This window comes from Nonomuraea sp. NPDC050451 (genome assembly GCF_044458585.1).
In genome coordinates this window covers 430171-448061 of record NZ_JBITHZ010000003.1, presented here as the reverse complement: position 1 = coordinate 448061, position 17891 = coordinate 430171, and the positions used below count along the sequence as shown (strand labels likewise).

Below are 17891 nucleotides of genomic sequence, written 5' to 3'. Positions count from 1 at the left end.
CCTGTCGTTCAGTTCGCCCGGTTGGACTCGTGAACCGCAAAAAACTCATCGCTCGACCCGAGATGCCACTTTCAGCTCAAGTGACCTCTGGCGTGCGGGCAGCCTTCGTCCGCCCTCAAAGCAAGCTGGGCCGGAAGGTCCCAGCTCAGCCCTTCAGAGCCATCCAGGGATACCCACTGGCGGTCCCACGGACAGCGGTCACGACGCATCTGCCGCCTGGTGCCGGTGGCTGGTGACGAGTGCGTTCCACACCTGGACGGCCTTGGCGTGGACGCCCCTGCCGGTCTCCTCGTAGCCGTCGCCGGCACGGCGCAGGACGAAGTACTGGCCACCTTCGGAGCACAGCTGATACTCGTCGCAACAGGACACGGCGACCACCCGCAGGCGCGGGCAGTGCGGCAGGTGAGGATCCCATCGGTACATGTCGGATCGCTTTCATGGCGCAGCGGCGAGACCAGCCAGTGGGATCGCCGCCGCCGCGCCTGCTCATGAGGCGCTAGCCACTGGCTCCGGCGCTTCGCCGAATCGGGCAGGGGCGGGAGACGTGTCGGTTCGGGCAGCAGATCATGCCAATCGTGGCGAACCGGCCACCTTGGAGCCACTCACCCTATTGGACGTCCACACCGCGCGACAGGAGATCCCGGGCGTGCTCCAGCCGGTCCTCCGGCGGGATCCGTTCAGGTAGCAGCAGCGCCGAGCGAATCTTGTCGTACTCGGCCGCGAGCCAGGCGGTCGCCGCGTCGACCTGATCGAAACTGGCGGCGATCCGGGAGGCGGGTTTGGCCAGCCAGTCGCCGGTGCGCATGGGCGGCAGCGGTGAGGTGGCGAAGTCAGGGGAACTCGTCCGGCGTTCGGCTTCGTTGGCGCGGTCGGTACCGGTACCGGCCCAGTGGTAGGCATGCCAGTGCATGGGCCCGATTGCTCCCGTACAGTGCTGAGGCGGCGGCACCTGCTTGCTTCGATCAGGCAGGGACCGCCGTCTCGCGGGTGGCGACTAGACGGTGGTCAGGCCTGCGGCGCGCAGTTCGGTACCGGTGAACCGGAGGGTCCCGGCGTCCGGGTTTTGGAGTCGCGGAGCGCGTAGGCGTCCTCAATGCCAGGGATGGGGGCAATCAGGACGCAGGACTCCATGTTTTCTTCCTGTTGGTTGCCACCGCACAGCTTGGTGAACGGCACATCGGCCAAGTTGCTGGCCGTACAGATTCCTCACTCGGGTTCTCCTTTCGGTTAGCCGCTCTCTAACGCGCATAGGCTTACTGCATTTCCCGAAAGGCATCAAGGAAACAGTGGGTACTCTTGATCGGACCGCCCCACGCCGAGCCGGTACGGTGGCTGGTAGATGGCCCGTCATGTCCGGTGGAGGAGCGCATGGCAGACACAGGCTGGGTCAGCGTTTCTGCGCCTTATGTGAGGCCTCGCCGCCCAGGAGAACCGGACGCCTGGGCGGAAGAGGCCGCGCAGCAGGGCCACGTCGGCACACACCAACTCCGCGATGTCGAAGAGGTCCGCCCACCCCGAGATGTCGCTGAAGCGCTTGGCCTCAGCCCCGAGGAGACGTCCATCGTCCGACGCAGGCTGGTGCTCCTCGACGGGCGGCCGACCGAGCTCGCGGACTCCTACTACCCGGCGGCGCTCGCGCGCGGTACCCGGCTTGCTGAAATGCGGAAGATCCCGGGCGGAGCCCTCGCCATGCTGGCCGAACTCGGCTATCGGCCACACAGCGCAGAGGAGCGGGTCATGGCCCGTCCCTCGACCGAACCGGAACAGCAAGCGCTTGATATTCGCCAGGAAGACTGGGTCCTGGTGCTCACCAGGGTGCTGCGAACCAGCGAAGAAGCACCGATTGAGGTCACCGTGATGACCATGGTCGCCGATGGCCGTGAGTTGCACTACAAAATGATCATCAACGAGGGGACCTGACTATCTTGGCAAGGCGATCGGACCCGCGTCCTCGTCATCAGCAGATCGCGGCAGAGCTACGCGCCGAGATCATGTCCGGTGCGTTGAGACCAGGCGAACAACTCCCCTCGACAGCGGGCTTGGTCACCCGCTTCGACGCCGCCAACGCGACGATCCAGCGCGCTCTTCAATCTCTGAAGGATGAGGACTTCGTGCGGAGCCACGCGGGCAAAGGCGTGTTCGTACGAGACAAGCAACCCCTCGTCGTGGAAGCCACCAGCTACAAATCCCCAGGACCACATGGCTACAGCTACGAACTCCTGGAGGTCACCGAAGCAGAGCCGCCGAACGACGTGGCCGCCGCGCTCACGATCCCAGACGGTGACCGGGTCATCATGCGCCATCGGCTACTGATGCACGACGGGGATCCTGTCGAGTTGTCGTGGTCGTACTACCCGTTGCATGTCGCCGCGGGGACTCCTCTGGCGGCTCGCAGAAAGATCCGTGGAGGCGCGCCCCAGGTCCTGGCCGATCTGGGATTCCCGGAGCGGCACTTCGAGGACCGCATCTCCGTGAGGCAACCCACGACGGAGGAAGTGGAGGGCCTCGACTTGCCGCCCGATGTGCCGGTGTTCCGGCAGTTCCGGGTCGTCTACACCGACTCCGGGCGACCCGTGGAGGCTTCAATCCTGATCAAGGGTGGCCACCTCTACGAACTGTCGTACCGGCAAGCCGCCGACTCGGAGAATTCTCCCGGCGCAGTGGAATGACTCTTGGCCGGCGGCGACGAATGACGATCATCGCGCTCTGGCTCTCTCACCCCTGAACGCACAACCGTCATGCTTGCCACGAGGTGATCGGGGTCGCGTCCCAGGGGTGCGGGGACCGGCAGGTCCCCGCCTGGGGGTGTGGGGGCCTGGCCCCCACAGGGCGCTGCCCGAGCTTTCCATCGCGCGAAGCGCGCCCTCGTGCGAGGACCTCGCCTTCGGGGGATCGAAAGGGGGCGTGCCCCCTTGGGAGGCGCTGCCCGGAGCCGATCCGCGCGAAGCGCCTCGCATCGCGGAGGCCCATGCAGTTCCCCCCGGAGCCCCTAAGGCGTCACCACGTTGGGGGTGTCGGTCAAGGGTGGGAGGAGGGTCCACAGGCGGGAAGGGGCCAGGGGCTGGGTGGTGAGCAGGAGGCCGGTTTTCAGGGGGTTCTCGATCACTCTCGCGCCGTAGACCTCCCCCGCGACCGGCGTGACCGCCAGCGCGTAGTCTCCCTTCGGTTTCAGTTTGACGCTCTTCGTGCGGCCCGCCGGTATCGACGCCTCGAACGGCTCGTCCGGCCGGCCCTTCTCGGGTATCACCTGGATCCGCACCTTGCCGGGGCCCCCGACGGCCGTGAGGATCAGCTTCGAGCCCGGGCCGTTGCGGGCCACCGTGCTGCCCAGGTCCAGCGCGGGGGTGCCGGCGGTGAAGGCGACGTCCGAGCGGCCGCCCGTGCCCGTAATGACGAGGCCGGCCACGATCGGGGTGGGGGAGGTGAGGACCAGGGCCGCCGAGGAGCCGCCGACGCCTGTGGTGACGTCCAGGGAGGTCACGCTGCCGGCGGGCACGTCCAGGGACTCGCGGCCCTTCATGGCGTACTCGGCGTCCTCGCTCACCGCCTTGATCTGCACCTCGGCGTCGTTCTCGCCGGGGGCGGCGACCAGGAGTTCCCGGAGGCCGCCGCCACCGGGGAGGCCGGGTACGACGACGCGGGTGGCGGGCGGGGCGGCGGCGGGGAGCCAGTCGACGCCGCCGGTTTCGAGGGTGGTCCTGGCGGCGACGGCGAGGCGGCCGAAGGCGGTGGTGACGCTCACGGCCATGATGTCCGCCGACGGGGCGATGGTCTTGAGGTCGATCTCGCGGTGTTCGCCGGGCGCGATCTCCAGGCCGGTGCCCTTGTCGCCCGAGATGGGGCCTTCCGCCGCGTACACCTGTACGTCCGCCAGGGCCGGCGCCTTGTCGGCGTTCGTGAGGTGCAGGCGGATGTCGGCGTTCGCGGGGCCGGGGCCCACCAGCCAGGTCGTGGGGGCGGGTTCGGTGCAGCGGACTCCCGCGAGGCCGCGGCCGGCGCCCTTGGTGGCTCGGGTGAGGTAGCCGGCCTCCAGCCCGCCGGGGCCTTTCGTCACGTACGGCTTGGCGTCGCGCATCGGCTCATAGGTGAGCGTGCCGGGCAGGTACACGCTGACCCGCTCGCCCTTGGAGCCTGGGCACACCGCGGTGACCGACTCGACGGCGACCTTCCTGGGCTGCGGGGCGGCGGCCGCCGGAGGGGCCGGCCTGGTGACGTACGCGACGCCGTACAGGGCCGCGAGTGCCACGACGACCAGCGCCGGCAGCCCGAACCGGTTCTCCACGAACGCCTTCATCGCCCACCCGCCACGTTCACGGCCATTCTGGCGGCGACCGCCGCCGGCGGCTCCACGGCCTCGGGGGCGCTCTCGCGCCGCCCCGGCGCCGCCAGCACCGCGATCACCAGCACCAGCACCGCCTGCGTCCACAGCCAGGGCGTGTGCAGGGCGCTGACCGGCTGGGCGGGTACGCGGACGATCGGCTCGGCCAGCTGCCACAGCCCGCCCGACTCCGACAGGCTCATGCGTGCCAGCGACGGCTGCGAGTCGAGCGTCCTGGCCAGTTCGGCGGGTACGGGCGGCGCCACGGCCACCATGCCCACGCCGAGCTTGCCCAGTGTGGCCGCGTCGCCGCCGCGCCCGCCGACCAGGCCCTGGACCGCCGTTCCCAGGCGGGTGCTGGCCTCGGACACGATCGGGAGCTCCGATTCGCCGATCAGCGGGGTACGGCCGTGCAGCACGGTGAAGGAGGAGCCCTTGATCACCAGCGTGCGCTCTCCCTGCGTGGTACGGGCGGCGGCCAGCACGGGCAGCACGTCCGGCGCGTCGCCCACGAGCGGTCCCCGCACGCCAGTGGCGACCCAGTACCCGGCCGCCAGCAGCGGCGTGCTGAACGCCACCGCCGCCACCACCATCGCCCCCAGCCGCCGCAGCCCGCCCCCGGCGCGGAGTTCGGCCAGCCGGTGGGCGGTCAGGCCCACCAGGACCACGAGCCCGGTCCCCGCGAACGCCAGCGGGACCCCGGGCCAGGCCCGCGCGCCTTCGACGGTGACCCGGCTGACCAGGATCGCCGCCAGCACCCCGTACAGGGTGATGCCCCAGCCAATGGCGACGATCATCCGCTGGCGGCGCATGAGGAGCGCGGCCAGCGCCGCGGCCACCAGGCCCCCGGTCACCCAGAACGGCGGCAGCCCCGGCCCTCCCGGGCTGAGCGCCAGCAGCGACTCGGGGGCGAGGGCGGCGTCCACCAGGGCGGGATCGTGCAGCCCCGCTTCCAGCAGGATCTTGCTGGGGGAGGTCACCAGCCCCGCCAGCCAGGGGAAGAGCAGCACCGGCGGCACCGCCAGCGCGATGGCCATCGAGGTCACCACGCCGCGGAACGCGACGGCCGCCAGCACCCCCAGCACGGCGAAGAGCGGATAGACCAGGGGCGCGAACGCCGTCCCCACGGCCAGCAGCAGCCCGAGCGCCCACGCGGCCCGGCGGGCGCGACGGCGTTCGCCGGACAGCACCACCGTCCCGAGCGAGGCGTAGAGCGGCACCAGCACGAACACCACCGCCGTGCCCAGCCGTCCGGCCGCGATCGCTCCCGTCGCGACGGGCAGCAGCGCGTACGTCCCCGCCGCCCAGGCCCGCGCGGGCACCGCCGGGATGACGTGCCGGGTGGCCAGGTACGCCGTCGCGCCCGCCAGCGGCACCGAGCCGAGCAGCAGCACGGACACGGCCAGCCACGTCTTGCCGAACGCGAGCGTGGACAGGGCCGCGAGCACGGCGACGTACGGGGGCGCCCAGGTGTTCGAGCCGAGCCCGATGTCGTGGAAACCCTCGGTGTAGAAGGCCCACAGGTCGCCCGCGCCGCCCGTGACCGGGACGAGGGCGCCGCCGCCGAGCCGTTCGCCGCCGAGGAGGGAACGCTCGGCGACCAGCGCGACCGCGGTCAGCGCGAGCATGAGGACGACGCCCGGGCGGCTGAGGAAGCGCTTGACCGCCCCGGTGTCCGCCGGGACGACCTCGTACTCGTCTTCGGTGGAGACGGTGGCGTGGTGGTGGCGGCCCGCCGAGTCCACGGGCGCCTCGCCGGCGAGGAAGCTCTGCACCATGTCGGTGAGCCGCCGCCAGGCCGCACCCCGGGGGGTCATCAACCGCTTTATGCGGATATATCCCTTCTTGCGCCCGTGACGGCGCGCCCGGCGCGCCCGCAGCAGCCGGAACGGATGCAGCAGGACCGACGCCATCGCCACCATCTCGTCCAGCGCGTTCGCGGGCTGTTTGCTCACCACGAACAGCGCCGTGCGGAAGGCCGAGCCGAGCACGTTCCGCAGCAGCGCCCAGAGCATGGCGCCGAACGGCAGGTTCGCCATCACCACGAAGATCGCGTTACGCCGGTCCAGCCTGCGGGGATGGTCGCCGCTGACCGTGATCCTGCGCCGCCTGCGCGCCGCCGCCTCGGCGTGCCAGGCCACGGCGGAGGTCACGTTCAGGACTTTGTGCCCGGCGTTGCGCACCCGCCAGCACAGGTCGAGATCGTCGCGGAACAGCGGGAAGAACGGATCCAGCCCACCGACCCGCTCCCACACGTCGCGCCGGATGAGCATCCCGGCCGTGGACACCGACAGCACGTCGCGGGTCCCGTCGTGCTGCCCCTGGTCCAACTCGCGCGGCTCCAGCCCCGTCTCCCTGCGCCCGGTACGGCCCACGGTGACGCCCAGTTCGAGCAGGCGCCGGCGGTCGAGCCAGTCGAGCAGCTTCGGGCCCAGCACGGCGGCCTTGGGGTCCTGCGCCGCCGCGGTGAGCAGCACCTCCAGCGCGCGCCTGTCGGGGGCGCAGTCGTCGTGCAGCAGCCAGATCCACTCGTCGCTTCCGGCGGGCGGCAGTTTGGCGAGGACTTCGGCGACGGACTCGCCGAAGCCGGTGGAGCGCGGCAGGGAGATCAGGTTGCCGCGGCCGAACGCCTGGGCGAGCAGGTCGGCCGAGCCGTCCCTGCTGCCGTTGTCGACGCCGGCCACGCGGTCCGGCCTGCGGCTCTGGTTCACCAGAGCACGCAGCGTCTCCCCCAGCCAGCGCGCGCCGTCGTGAGCGACGACGATCACGGTGACGTAGGGACGTGACATGGGCGGATGCTCCTGAAGGGGGGTTGAGCAGGCGCGCCCACCATATACCTGTGACAGCGGGGACAGCAGATGCGAAAAGGGTCACGCGTTCGACCGCGTGACCCTTCCGCCCATATACCTAAACGGCCTGGCGCTTGATCCGTCTGCGCTCCCGCTCGGACAGCCCTCCCCAGATGCCGAACCGCTCATCGTGCTCGAGTGCGTATTCAAGGCACTCGGCACGGACCTCGCACGATCGGCAGACCTTCTTGGCCTCTCTGGTGGAGCCGCCCTTCTCCGGGAAGAACGCCTCCGGATCCGTCTGCGCGCACAACGCGCGCTCCTGCCAGCCGAGTTCTTCAGCGTCAAGCTGATCCTGTGCGATGACCGGATCGGTCACTGCACACCTCCCTGCCGCCCGCCCGCAATGGAGCCCCCCATGGACGCCTTCCTTATTACCCACCCATCCGGAAGGCGTAACAACATGGTTGTAATTACACGCGTGTGCTGTAGCTGACGTCAAGCGGCATGCAGCTATCCGGGGAAAGACCAGAGCTCGCCCCGGTGTGCTTGGCATGTGATGTTCACGCCCGGCCGACACCCTTTTGCGCGCGGCGTCGTAAGGCTCGTTCAACCTGTCAGCGGTCCGAACCGTACCAGGGCGGGATAGACACCCGCCCAGGGCCCACCTTCTCTCTAGTCGTTCATTACCGGTCCGTTACCTGCGGGGTTCGTTGGGGGTGTATATGGCCGTCGGGTCGATGGGGTCGTCTCCCGGGCGGGTGCTGTAGTCGCCGCCGAAGGGGGTGGAGTCGAGCCGCATCGTCGCGTCGCCGACAGGCTCCGCCTGGTGCTGGGGCCAGGGCTGCTGCTGTTGTGGCGCCTGGTGGGTGGGCTGGTACTGGCCCTGCTGGGGCTCGTACCCGCCCTGCTGGGGCTGCTGCGGGTGCTGCGGGTGGCCGAACGGGTCGTCGTACGACCTGGGCGCCGCCTGGCTGGAGTAGTCGGGCACGCGCAGCTCGGGCTGGGTGCCCGCAGTGGAGTGCTGGGCCGTGGAGTGCTGGCCGGTCGAGTGCTGGCCGGTCGAGTGCTGGTACGTCTCCGCCTGCTGGTAGGCGTCCAGGAGCTGCTGGGACCGCGGGTCCACGGGCGGGTCGGGCTCCTGGTAGGCGGGCGGGGTGGCGTACTCGCGGCCCGAGTAGCCCGTGAACGGCTGGCCGCCCTGCTGGTCGAAGGCGCTCTGGCCGAAGTACGGCTGCTGCTGCTGTTCGGCGGCCGGCGGGTAGGGGACGCTCGGCGCGGTGTCGCCGGCCGGCGTCGGGAAGGCCTGGTCGGCGAACGCGTTGGGCGCGGGCTCCGGGGGCGCGTACGGGTTCGGGCGGTCCGCGGGCGGGGCGTAGGGATTGGGCTGCTGGTCCGCGGGCGGCGCGTACGGGTTGGGCTGGTCGGTCCCGGGCGGCGCGTACGGGTTGGGCTGGTCGGTCCCGGGCGGCGCGTACGGGTTGGGCTGGTCGGTCCCGGGCGGCGCGTACGGGTTGGGGCTGGGCTGGCCGTAGACGCTCGGCTGGCTGTCGGCCGGGACGTACGGGGCGGGCTGGTACTCGACGGCCGGCGGGGTGGAGTACTCCTGGACCGAGGGGGCCGTGTCGGCGGGGGCGTAGGCCGACGGGGCGAAGCCCTGCGGGGTGTAGGACTGGTCCGGCTGGCCCTGGTCGCCCTGCCCGAAGCTCTGCGGCGCGTAGGACTGGTCCGGCTGCCCCGGTCCGAAGCCCTGCGGAGCGAAGGGCTGCTCGGGCTGGGCCTGCTCAGCCGGGCCGAAGCTCGGCGAGGAATAGGCCTGGTCAGCTCCGAAGCCCTGCGGAGCGAAAGGCTGCTCAGGCTGGCCCTGCTCGTGTCCGAAGCTCTGCGGAGCGAAGGACGGCTCCGGCTGGCCCTGCTCGCCCTGCCCGAAGCGCTGGGGAGCGTAGGACTGGTCAGGCTGGCTCTGCTCCGGCGGGCCGAAGCTGGGCGTGGAGTAGGGCTGCTCGGGCTGGCTCTGGTCCGAGGGAGCGGCGGGCAGGGCCCCCCTGATCACGTGCGGCTGGGGCTGCTGAGCGGCGGCCTGGGGCTCCGGTTGCGCGGCCTGAGGCTCGGGCTGGCCGCCGAAGCTCGGGGGCTGCTGGCCGTACTGGCCCGATGGGGGTTGCTGGCCGTACTGGCCGGAAGGGGGCTGCTGGCCGTAGCCGGGCTGCTGGCCGGACGGCGGCTGCTGGGTGAAGCCCGGCTGCGGGCCGTACGCGCCCGAGGGCGGCTGCTGGCCGTAAGGGGCCTGGCCGAAGCCGGGAGCCTGCTCCGGCTGGCCGAACTGCTGGCCCTGGTCAGGCTGGCCGAACTGCTGCGGCTGCTGCCAGGGCGCCTGCTGGCCGAGGTTCGGGTGGTGGTAGACCTGCGCGACGGGCCGCTCCGGCAGGATCTGCGGGAGCAGGTACACCAGCGCGACGGCGGTCAACGCGACGGAGGGCACACCGAGGAGCACCAGCTGCATCATCGCCCAGAGAGGGAGCCCGGAGAACAGGCCGAGGATCAGCGACAGCATGCCGAACACCGTGGCCAGCACCAGCCCGACCGCCGACCCGTACATGATCGGCTTGGCCTTGGGCGACGGTTCGCCGACCTTGGTGACCAGCAGCACGGCTCCGAGCAGCAGCGCGGGCACGACGGGGTTCGCCAGGTCCAGGACGTTGGCCGCTGCCCGCCTCGTCAGGGACAACGACGAGCCGACCAGGACGTCGCCGACCGTCAGCAACACGGTCAGCAAGCCGAGGACGAGCATGATCCATGCGCCCGGCTCCTTAAGCCGGGCGACGTCAAATTTGCTCACATGTACCCCCATCGGACCCTTTAGCCCGAAGGGAGTTTGCCACATGACTGACTTGGGTGGCGGGGGTCCCAGGAACCTCCTGCATCCCAATTCGGCCTACACCTGGCACTTCTCTCATAACAAGTGGGGTAAAACCACTCCCGAGACGGGGTTGTGAGGGGCCGGTGGAAGACTGGCGGCATGCACATCGTGTCACTCGCCGGCGGCATCGGCGGCGCCCGTTTCCTGCGCGGACTGCGCGCGACCGCGCCGGATGCCACCATCACCGTCATCGGCAACACGGGTGACGACATCACCCTGTTCGGCCTGCGGGTCTGCCCCGACCTCGACACCGTGATGTACACCCTGGGCAACGGCATCGACGAGGAGCAGGGCTGGGGGCGCGCCAAGGAGTCCCACGTCGTCAAGGAGGAGCTGGCCGCGTACGGCGTGGAGCCGCAGTGGTTCGGGCTCGGCGACCGCGACTTCGCCACCCACATCGTGCGCTCGCAGATGCTGGAGGCCGGCTACCCCTTGTCGCAGATCACGCAGGCGTTGTGCACGCGCTGGCAGCCCGGCGTGCGGCTGCTGCCGATGACCGACGACCGCTGCGAGACCCACGTGGTGATCGAGGACGAAAACGGCAAGCGCGCCATCCACTTCCAGGAGTGGTGGGTGCGGCTGCGCGCCTCGGTTCCGGCGCAGTCGTTCGCGCTGGTGGGGGCCGACACGGCCAAGCCCGCGCCGGGCGTGCTCGACGCGATCGAGCAGGCCGACGTGGTGATCCTGCCGCCGTCCAACCCGGTCGTGAGCATCGGCACGATCCTGCAGGTCCCGGGCATCCGCGAGGCCCTGCTGCCCAAGACCGTGGTCGGCGTCTCGCCCATCATCGGCGGCGCGCCGGTCAGGGGCATGGCCGACGCCTGCCTGACCGCCATCGGGGTGGAGACGACGGCGCAGGCCGTGCTCGACCTGTACGGCTCGGAGCTGATCGACGGATGGCTGGTGGCGGAGGAGGACGAAGGGGTCGCGCTCGACGGCGTACGGGTGATCGCCCGGCCGATCCTCATGCACGACGCCGACGCAGCCGCCGACATCGCCCGCACCGCGCTCGACCTGGCCCAGGAGCTCGCCCGATGACCACCGCCCCCCGGCGTTTCGAGGTGATCGCCGTCGAGGGCATCGGTGAGGTTCGGCCCGGCGACGACGTCGCGGCGCTGCTCAAGGACGCCGAGCTGCGGGACGGCGACATCGTGGTCGTCACGTCCAAGATCGTGAGCAAGGCCGAGGGCCGCGTCCGCCGGGCGCCCGACCGCATCCAGGCCATCGAGGACGAGACCGAGCGCGTGGTGGCCAGGCGGGGCGACACCGTGATCTCGCAGACCCGCCACGGCTTCGTCATGGCCGCCGCCGGGGTCGACGCCTCCAACACCGAGCCGGGCACCGTGCTCCTCCTCCCCGAAGATTCCGACGCCTCGGCCAGGCGCATCAGGAAGGGCCTGGCCGTGCGGGCGGGTGTGATCGTCTCCGACACGTTCGGCCGCCCGTGGCGCCACGGGCTCACGGACGTGGCCATCGGAGTGGCGGGCGTGCGCCCGCTCGACGACTTCCGCGGCACCTCCGACGGCTACGGCAACGAGCTCAACGCCACCGTCACCGCGCTGGCCGACGAGCTCGCGGGCGCGGCCGAGCTGGTCAAGGGCAAGCTCAGCGGGGTCCCGGTGGCGATCGTGCGCGGGCTGTCCCATCTGGTCACCGACGACGACGGGCCCGGGGTCAGGCCGCTGGTGCGCCCGGCCGACGACGACCTGTTCCGCTACGGGTCGCGGGATGTCGTGTTCGCCCGCCGTACCATCAGGGAGTTCTCGGACCAGCCGGTCGATCCGGAGAAGGTGCGCAGGGCGGTCGCGGCGGGCGTCGCCGCGCCCGCGCCGCACCACACGACCCCCTGGCGGTTCGTGCTGGTCGAGTCGCCGCAGACGCGCACCAAGCTGCTCGACGCCATGCGCGACGCGTGGATCGAGGACCTGCGCGGCGACGGGTTCACCGAGCAGTCGATCGCCAAGCGGATCAAGCGGGGCGACGTGCTGCGCGACGCGCCTTATCTGATTGTGCCGTGCCTGGTGATGGAGGGCTCCCACACCTACCGCGATGATCGGCGCAACGCGTCGGAGCGGGAGATGTTCGTCGTGGCGACCGGCGCCGGGGTGGAAAACCTCCTCATCCAGCTCGCCGTCGAGGGGCTGGGCTCGGCGTGGGTGTCGTCCACGATGTTCTGCCGCCCAGTCGTCCGCGAGGTGCTCGACCTGCCCGCCTCCTGGGACCCGATGGGCTGTGTGGCCGTCGGCCACGCGGCCGCCCCGCCGCGCGACCGCGCGCCCCGCGACCCGGACGACTTCATCGTCACCCGCTGACCGCGACCCGAAAGGATGGGTCAGGCGGGCATTTACCGTTAGGAAACTTTCCTTTACATTTGGGGCATCCCCCCATGTGAAGGAGCAACTTCATGAGAAGGACGCTCACGTTAGTCGCCGTGGTGGTGATCGCGGTCGCCACCACGGTGTTCAACACGGCGCCGGCGTTCGCGCACGGCTACGTCAACTCCCCGCCCAGCCGGCAGGCCAACTGCGCCCAGGGCAAGGTGCCCAACTGCGGCAACATCATCTACGAGCCGCAGAGTGTGGAGGGCCCGAAGGGGCTGCGCAGCTGCCACGCCAACCTGTCGCAGTTCGCCCAGCTCAGCGACGAGAGCAAGCCGTGGCCGGCCGCCCAGGTGGGCACCACGGTGACCTTCAACTGGACGTTCACCGCCAGGCACGCCACGCTCAACTACGAGTACTACATCGGCAACACGCGGGTCGCCGTCTTCGACGGCCACGGCCAGCAGCCGCCCGCGACGGTCTCGCACACGGTCAACCTGTCCGGCTACTCGGGCCGGCAGAAGGTCCTGGCGATCTGGAACATCTCCGACACCATCAACGCCTTCTACTCCTGCATCGACCTGCAGATCGGCGGCGGTGGCGGCAACCCGACCCCGACGCCCACCCCGACCGTCACGCCGACCCCCAACCCGACGCCCACGCCCACTCCCACGACGCCGTCGGGCACGTGGAAGGCCGGCACCGCGTACGCGGTCGGCAACACCGTCACCTACAACGGCGTCACGTACCGCTGCATCCAGGCCCACACCGCGCTGGCCGGCTGGGAGCCGCCCAACGTCCCGGCGCTCTGGCAGCGCGTCTAGCCCTCAGGGGGCGTTCCGCCTGGAGCGCCCCCTTTCTCATGTGGTCGGCTTGCAGGTGGGGTGGCAGATCCGGCGGGCCAGGGCGGCGAGGAAGACATCGATGATCTCCCCCGGCTCCTGCGCCTCGTGCAGCGAGCCGTTCGTGGCGGCCGTGATCCGCGACAGGCCGTCGTGGTCGACGCCCTTGCCGAAGGCGATGATGATGATCTGTACGGGCTTGTCGGGGTTCCACTCGCGCCGCAGCTTGTCGAGGAGCTCCGGCAGCTTCGTGCCCTTGCCGTCGTCCTTGCCCGCCGTGATCACCAGGAGCGCGTTGTTCATCTCCTCGCGGTACTCGCTGGTGACCTTGCGGAACCCGCCGAGGATCGCGTCGTAGAGCGAGCTGTCCAAGGTGGGGTGGGCGGTGATCGTGCCGGTCAGCTCGGCGAGGCGGCTCTTGCGTACCACCTGTCCGGTCTGGGCCTCGTTGATCGGGCCGAGCCCGACCCGCTCCCGGTAGGGCTTGATGCCGCCCAGCCGCTCGGCGAACTCCCACAGGCCCATGTGCGTCGAGTCCGGGAAGAGCTGCAGCCCGATCTTGGCCGCGTCCAGCGCGATGCTGATCCTGGTGCTGCCGTTCAGCGGCTCGGCCATGTGCTTGGAGGTGTCGGCCAGGACGAGGATGTTCGTCGGCGGGGCCAGCCGGCTCCAGGCCCGCAGCGCCTCGTCGATGTCCTGCGGTGACACCGACGACCTGGTCTTCGGGGTCTCCGAGGGGATCTGCGGCCCCGGCGAGATCGGGCCCAGGGTGCCGTCGCCCGACCTGAACCCGGCCCGCCGGACGATCTCCTGCGCCTGCGAGCCCTTCAGCCAGCCGGCGAAGACCGTCGACGCCTCGGCGACCGTGGGGTCGGTGGCGGTGACGACGTACGGGTAGTCGAGGTTGATCGTGCCCTCGCGCGGGTGCAGCGCGACGACCGGGTCGGCGGAGGGGCGCAGGTTGTGGTTCCAGACCGACTGCTCGGGGACGATGACCACCGGACGCTGCCAGAACGTGTGGTCGTCGACCGCCGCGAGCATGCTGCGGTAGTCGGGGGCGGAGCCGGCCTGCGCCCACCGTACGAACGCGGTCAGCGCCTTGTCCGCCTCCGGCCCCGTGCCGACGACGTCCCTGGCGGCGGCCACGGTCGCGATGCCCGCCCCGGCCAGCGACGGGTCTGGTACGCGTACGACGTCCGGCTCGGACGAGTTGGGCGTCAGCCGCCCGCGCACGGTCGCGGGGAAGACCATCCGCCAGTTCATCTCGGTCTTGCCCACCGAGAAGCGCTGGGCCAGCGACGAGCGGGTCGCGAACACCAGCGGCGAGGTCGCCACCACGCTCTCACCGGCGGGCAGCGCGCTCGCGCCCTGCTGGCGGGCCAGCCTGATCCAGGCCGACGAGTCCGCGATCCACCCGTCGGGCCGCTCGCGCAGGACGCCCGCGCGGTCGCCGATCAGGGTGCGCAGCACGGTGGCCGGCGGCTGCTCGGTCACCTGGACCAGCACGCACCGGCCGCCCACGGACGTCTTCGTCTCGTTGAACCGCTCGGCGGCCTCCATGGCCGCCGGGGCCACATCGACGGCCGCCGCGACGCTGACCAGAACAGGCTCTCGTGTGCTGCACAGCACGCCGCCACCGCCGAACACCACGACGAGGCCGGCGGCCACGATGGCCAGGGCGGTGAGACCCGCCAGCATGCCGCGCCGGAAAGCCTTCCTGCGTCGCTGCTCGGGGGGCAGCGGCGCGCGGTGCCGACCTAGCCGCACGGTGAACCTCTCTCCCAGGGGAGTGATGATTCTTCCAGCGCCTCCCATGGCGGGCGCAAGCCTTGTTAGAACATGTTACAACTACGCCATCGGCAGGACCCTCCTGACGCTCTTGCACACGCCGTCGCTGGCCTCGGACGCCGCGAGCCGTTCGTCCGTGGGGATGCCGTACTCGGTGGTGCGCTGCCTGACCGGCCTGCCGGTGACCTCGACCATCTCGCGCAGCTCGCTGATCGTCTTGTACGAGCCGTTCTCCGAGCCCGCCATGCGGCTGATGGTCTCCTCCATGAGAGTGCCGCCGAGGTCGTTCACGCCGCCCTGGAGCACGTGACGGCACAGGTCGTCGCGGAGCTTCACCCACGAGCACTGGATGTTCTTGATCGCGCCGTGCAGGAGGATCCTGGCGAGCGCGTGCACGGCCCGGTTCTCCTGCGCCGTGGGGCCGGGGCGGGCGATCCCGGCCAGGTAGATGGGGGCGCTGGTGTGCACGAACGGCAGCAGCACGAACTCGGAGAACCCGCCGGTCCGCTCCTGGAGGCTGCGGATCAGCTTGATGTGCCTGACCCAGTGCAGGTGGTTGTCGACGTGCCCGTACATCATGGTGGACGTGGTCGGGATGCCCACTTTGTGGGCCGTCGTGATGACCTCCACCCACTCCTTCGCGGGCAGCTTCCCCTTGGTCAGCACCCACCTGACGTCGTCGTCCAGGATCTCGGCCGCCGTCCCGGGCAGCGAGTCGACCCCGGCCTCCTTGGCCGCCTCCAGCCACGCCTGGATGGACATGTCGGTGCGGCTCGCCCCGTTGATGACCTCCATGGGGGAGAACGCGTGCACGTGCATCCCGGGCGTCCGCTCCTTGACCGCCTTGGCCAGGTCGAAGTACGCGGTGCCGGGGAGGTCGGGGTGGATGCCGCCCTGCATGCACACCTCGGTCGCGCCCGCGTCCCACGCCTCCTGCGCCCGGTCGGCCACCTGGTCGAGGCTCAGGGTGTACGCGTCGGCGTCCGTCCTGCGCTGGGCGAAGGCGCAGAAGCGGCATCCGGTGTAGCACACGTTGGTGAAGTTGATGTTCCTGTTGACGACGTAGGTGACCTCGTCGCCCACGGCCTGCCGCCGGAGGTCGTCGGCGATGGCGGCCAGCTCGTCCAGCGCCTCCCCTTCGGCGGACAGCAACGCGACGGCCTCGGCGTCACTCAACCCGCCCGGATCGGCCGCCGCCCGCCGCAACGCCCGCCACACCTCCCCAGCCGCCCAACCACTCGCCACACCGACCCCGGCGAGCGAAGCGCGGTCCACCGTCCCGCTACCCGCCGTCACGCCGCCCACCGCCCCGCCGTCCGCCGGCGCGCCCGCCGAAGCGGCGCTCCCGGCCACAGCACCTGGCAGCGCGGCGTCGGCGGCCGTGCCCTCCGCAACCCGCGCTCCAGGCGCCGGTACGGCGGGCACCCCGGCGGCGGCACTCGGCGCAACGCGGGCGGCGGGATCCGACCCCGCACCGTCCGATGGCGCACCGTCCGATGGTGCGGTGGACGACGGCGTGGTGGACGATGGCGTGGTGGCTGGGGTTGAAGGGAGGCGGTCGCGGAGGGCGGTCCAGTCGCCGTAGACGTGGTCGAAGTCGTCCCGCCGATCGTGCGTGCGCCCCGACGTGTCCACCTCCACGTGCAGGTCCACCCGCCCCGACGGCGCGAACCCCCCGTCCGGCTCCTGCCACGGCAACCCCCGCAGCACGGCATCCGGGCGGGCGAGCCCCGTGGCGGGGTCCGCCAGGGCGGCCACGTGGGCGAAGAGCCGGGGGTCCAGCCACGGCTCCCCGGCCACCACGTACTCGGGATAGATCGTCAGCCGCTCCCGGAGCTGGAACCCGGACTCGGCGGTCCGGTCCTCCAGGAGGGAGATCTGCGGCCAGGGGCGCTCGGGGTTCACGTGGTCGGGCGTGAGGGGCGACACCCCGCCCCAGTCGTCGATGCCCGCCCGGATCATCAGCGCGTACTCGGAGTCCACCAGGTTGGGCGGCGCCTGGATGCGTACCCGGGGCCCGAGCACGAGCCGCGCCACCGCGATCGTGGCCGCCAGCTCCTCCAGGGACGCGTCGGGCAGCCCCCGCATCGCCGTGTCGGGCTTGGCGCGGAAGTTCTGGACGATGACCTCCTGGATCCCGCCGTACTCGCGCGCCACCCGCCGGATCGCGAAGATCGACTCGGCCCTGTCCTCGACGGTCTCGCCGATGCCGATCAAGATGCCGGTGGTGAAGGGCACGTTCGTCCGTCCGGCGTCCTCCAGGACGCGCAGGCGTACGGCCGGGTCCTTGTCCGGCGACCCGTAGTGGGCCTCCCCCTTCTCCTCGAACAGCCGCCGCGACGTCGTCTCCAGCATCATCCCCATGGACGGCGCGACGGGCTTGAGCCGCTGCAGGTCACGCCAGGTCAGCACCCCCGGGTTGAGGTGCGGCAGCAACCCGGTCTCCTCCAGCACGCCGATCGCCATGGCCCTGACGTAAGAAAGGGTGTCGTCATAGCCGTGCGCGTCGAGCCAGGAGCGCGCCTGGTGCCAGCGGTCCTCCGGCCGGTCCCCCAGCGTGAACAGCGCTTCCTTGCACCCCATGGCCGCCCCCTGCCGGGCGATCTCCAGCACCTCGTCAGGGCTCAGGAACGGCGCGGGCAGCTTGTGCGGCGCGGTCGCGAAGGTGCAGTAACCACAACGGTCCCGGCACAGCCGGGTCAACGGGATGAACACTTTCTTGCTGTAAGTGATGATCCCTTCGCGGCCGACCGCCCGCAGTCCGGCGTCACGTACGCGGGAGGCGTGTTCGAGCAGGGCGTCGAGGTGCTCGCCCCGGGCGTGCAGGAGGACGGTCACCTCCGTGACGTCGAGGGCCTTGCCGTCGCGGGCACGCGCGAGGGCCCGGCGGAGCGCGGAATCACTGACGAGACTCAT

The 17891-nt window shown here is 70.9% G+C and carries 13 protein-coding genes; 5 read left to right on the top strand and 8 right to left on the bottom strand.

All coding sequences use genetic code 11. The features are described from left to right. Positions 1 to 198: 198 nt before the first annotated feature. Together ACIBI9_RS13290 and ACIBI9_RS13285 are read right to left on the bottom strand one after the other, a co-directional pair. The gene (locus ACIBI9_RS13290) at positions 199 to 423 is read right to left on the bottom strand and encodes a hypothetical protein (RefSeq protein WP_397222240.1); all 225 of its coding nucleotides are present in this window, start codon (positions 421 to 423) and stop codon (positions 199 to 201) included. A 184-nt stretch (positions 424 to 607) separates the two neighbouring features. After that, positions 608 to 910: a hypothetical protein gene (locus ACIBI9_RS13285; RefSeq protein ID WP_397222239.1), complete on the bottom strand. Its 303-nt coding sequence runs from the start codon at positions 908 to 910 to the stop codon at positions 608 to 610. Between the two features lie 458 nt (positions 911 to 1368). On the opposite strand from ACIBI9_RS13285, the gene ACIBI9_RS13280 reads away from it, so the two are divergent. Beyond that, positions 1369 to 1920, top strand: a complete 552-nt coding sequence (locus tag ACIBI9_RS13280) for a GntR family transcriptional regulator (protein WP_397222238.1) — start codon at positions 1369 to 1371, stop codon at positions 1918 to 1920. A 5-nt stretch (positions 1921 to 1925) separates the two neighbouring features. Next, the gene (locus tag ACIBI9_RS13275; protein WP_397222237.1) at positions 1926 to 2669 is read left to right on the top strand and encodes a GntR family transcriptional regulator; all 744 of its coding nucleotides are present in this window, start codon (positions 1926 to 1928) and stop codon (positions 2667 to 2669) included. A gap of 320 nt (positions 2670 to 2989) precedes the next feature. On the opposite strand, the gene ACIBI9_RS13270 is transcribed toward ACIBI9_RS13275, so the two are convergent. The 4 genes from ACIBI9_RS13270 to ACIBI9_RS13255 all read right to left on the bottom strand — a co-directional run bounded on the left by ACIBI9_RS13270 (position 2990) and on the right by ACIBI9_RS13255 (position 9946). Continuing rightward, positions 2990 to 4294: a DUF5719 family protein gene (locus tag ACIBI9_RS13270; protein WP_397222236.1), complete on the bottom strand. Its 1305-nt coding sequence runs from the start codon at positions 4292 to 4294 to the stop codon at positions 2990 to 2992. Then, positions 4291 to 7107 (bottom strand): glycosyltransferase, encoded by a 2817-nt coding sequence (locus tag ACIBI9_RS13265; RefSeq protein ID WP_397222234.1) that lies wholly within the window; start codon positions 7105 to 7107, stop codon positions 4291 to 4293. The genes ACIBI9_RS13270 and ACIBI9_RS13265 overlap by 4 nt, the downstream gene beginning before the upstream one ends. 118 nt (positions 7108 to 7225) lie before the next feature. After that, on the bottom strand, positions 7226 to 7486 hold the full coding sequence (locus ACIBI9_RS13260; RefSeq protein WP_020546325.1) for a WhiB family transcriptional regulator: 261 nt from the start codon (positions 7484 to 7486) through the stop codon (positions 7226 to 7228). A gap of 318 nt (positions 7487 to 7804) precedes the next feature. Next, the gene (locus ACIBI9_RS13255; protein ID WP_397222232.1) at positions 7805 to 9946 is read right to left on the bottom strand and encodes a hypothetical protein; all 2142 of its coding nucleotides are present in this window, start codon (positions 9944 to 9946) and stop codon (positions 7805 to 7807) included. A 180-nt stretch (positions 9947 to 10126) separates the two neighbouring features. Between ACIBI9_RS13255 and cofD the strand changes: the two genes are divergently transcribed. The 3 genes from cofD (at position 10127) to ACIBI9_RS13240 (ending at position 13169) form a co-directional block, all read left to right on the top strand. Continuing rightward, the gene (cofD, locus tag ACIBI9_RS13250) at positions 10127 to 11065 is read left to right on the top strand and encodes a 2-phospho-L-lactate transferase (protein ID WP_397222231.1); all 939 of its coding nucleotides are present in this window, start codon (positions 10127 to 10129) and stop codon (positions 11063 to 11065) included. Continuing rightward, positions 11062 to 12339 carry a coenzyme F420-0:L-glutamate ligase gene (locus tag ACIBI9_RS13245; protein ID WP_397222230.1) on the top strand — a complete coding sequence of 426 codons (1278 nt, stop codon included), beginning with the start codon at positions 11062 to 11064 and terminating at the stop codon, positions 12337 to 12339. Before cofD ends, ACIBI9_RS13245 begins: the two co-directional genes overlap by 4 nt. A 92-nt stretch (positions 12340 to 12431) precedes the next feature. Next, entirely contained in the window at positions 12432 to 13169 is a 738-nt protein-coding gene (locus ACIBI9_RS13240) for a lytic polysaccharide monooxygenase (RefSeq protein ID WP_397222229.1), read from the top strand. A gap of 36 nt (positions 13170 to 13205) precedes the next feature. Here ACIBI9_RS13240 and ACIBI9_RS13235 read toward each other — a convergent pair whose 3' ends face one another. Next, positions 13206 to 14954 (bottom strand): substrate-binding and VWA domain-containing protein, encoded by a 1749-nt coding sequence (locus tag ACIBI9_RS13235; RefSeq protein ID WP_397222228.1) that lies wholly within the window; start codon positions 14952 to 14954, stop codon positions 13206 to 13208. 81 nt (positions 14955 to 15035) lie between these two features. Continuing rightward, complete coding sequence (locus ACIBI9_RS13230; protein WP_397222227.1) at positions 15036 to 17891, bottom strand: bifunctional FO biosynthesis protein CofGH; 2856 nt, start codon at positions 17889 to 17891, stop codon at positions 15036 to 15038.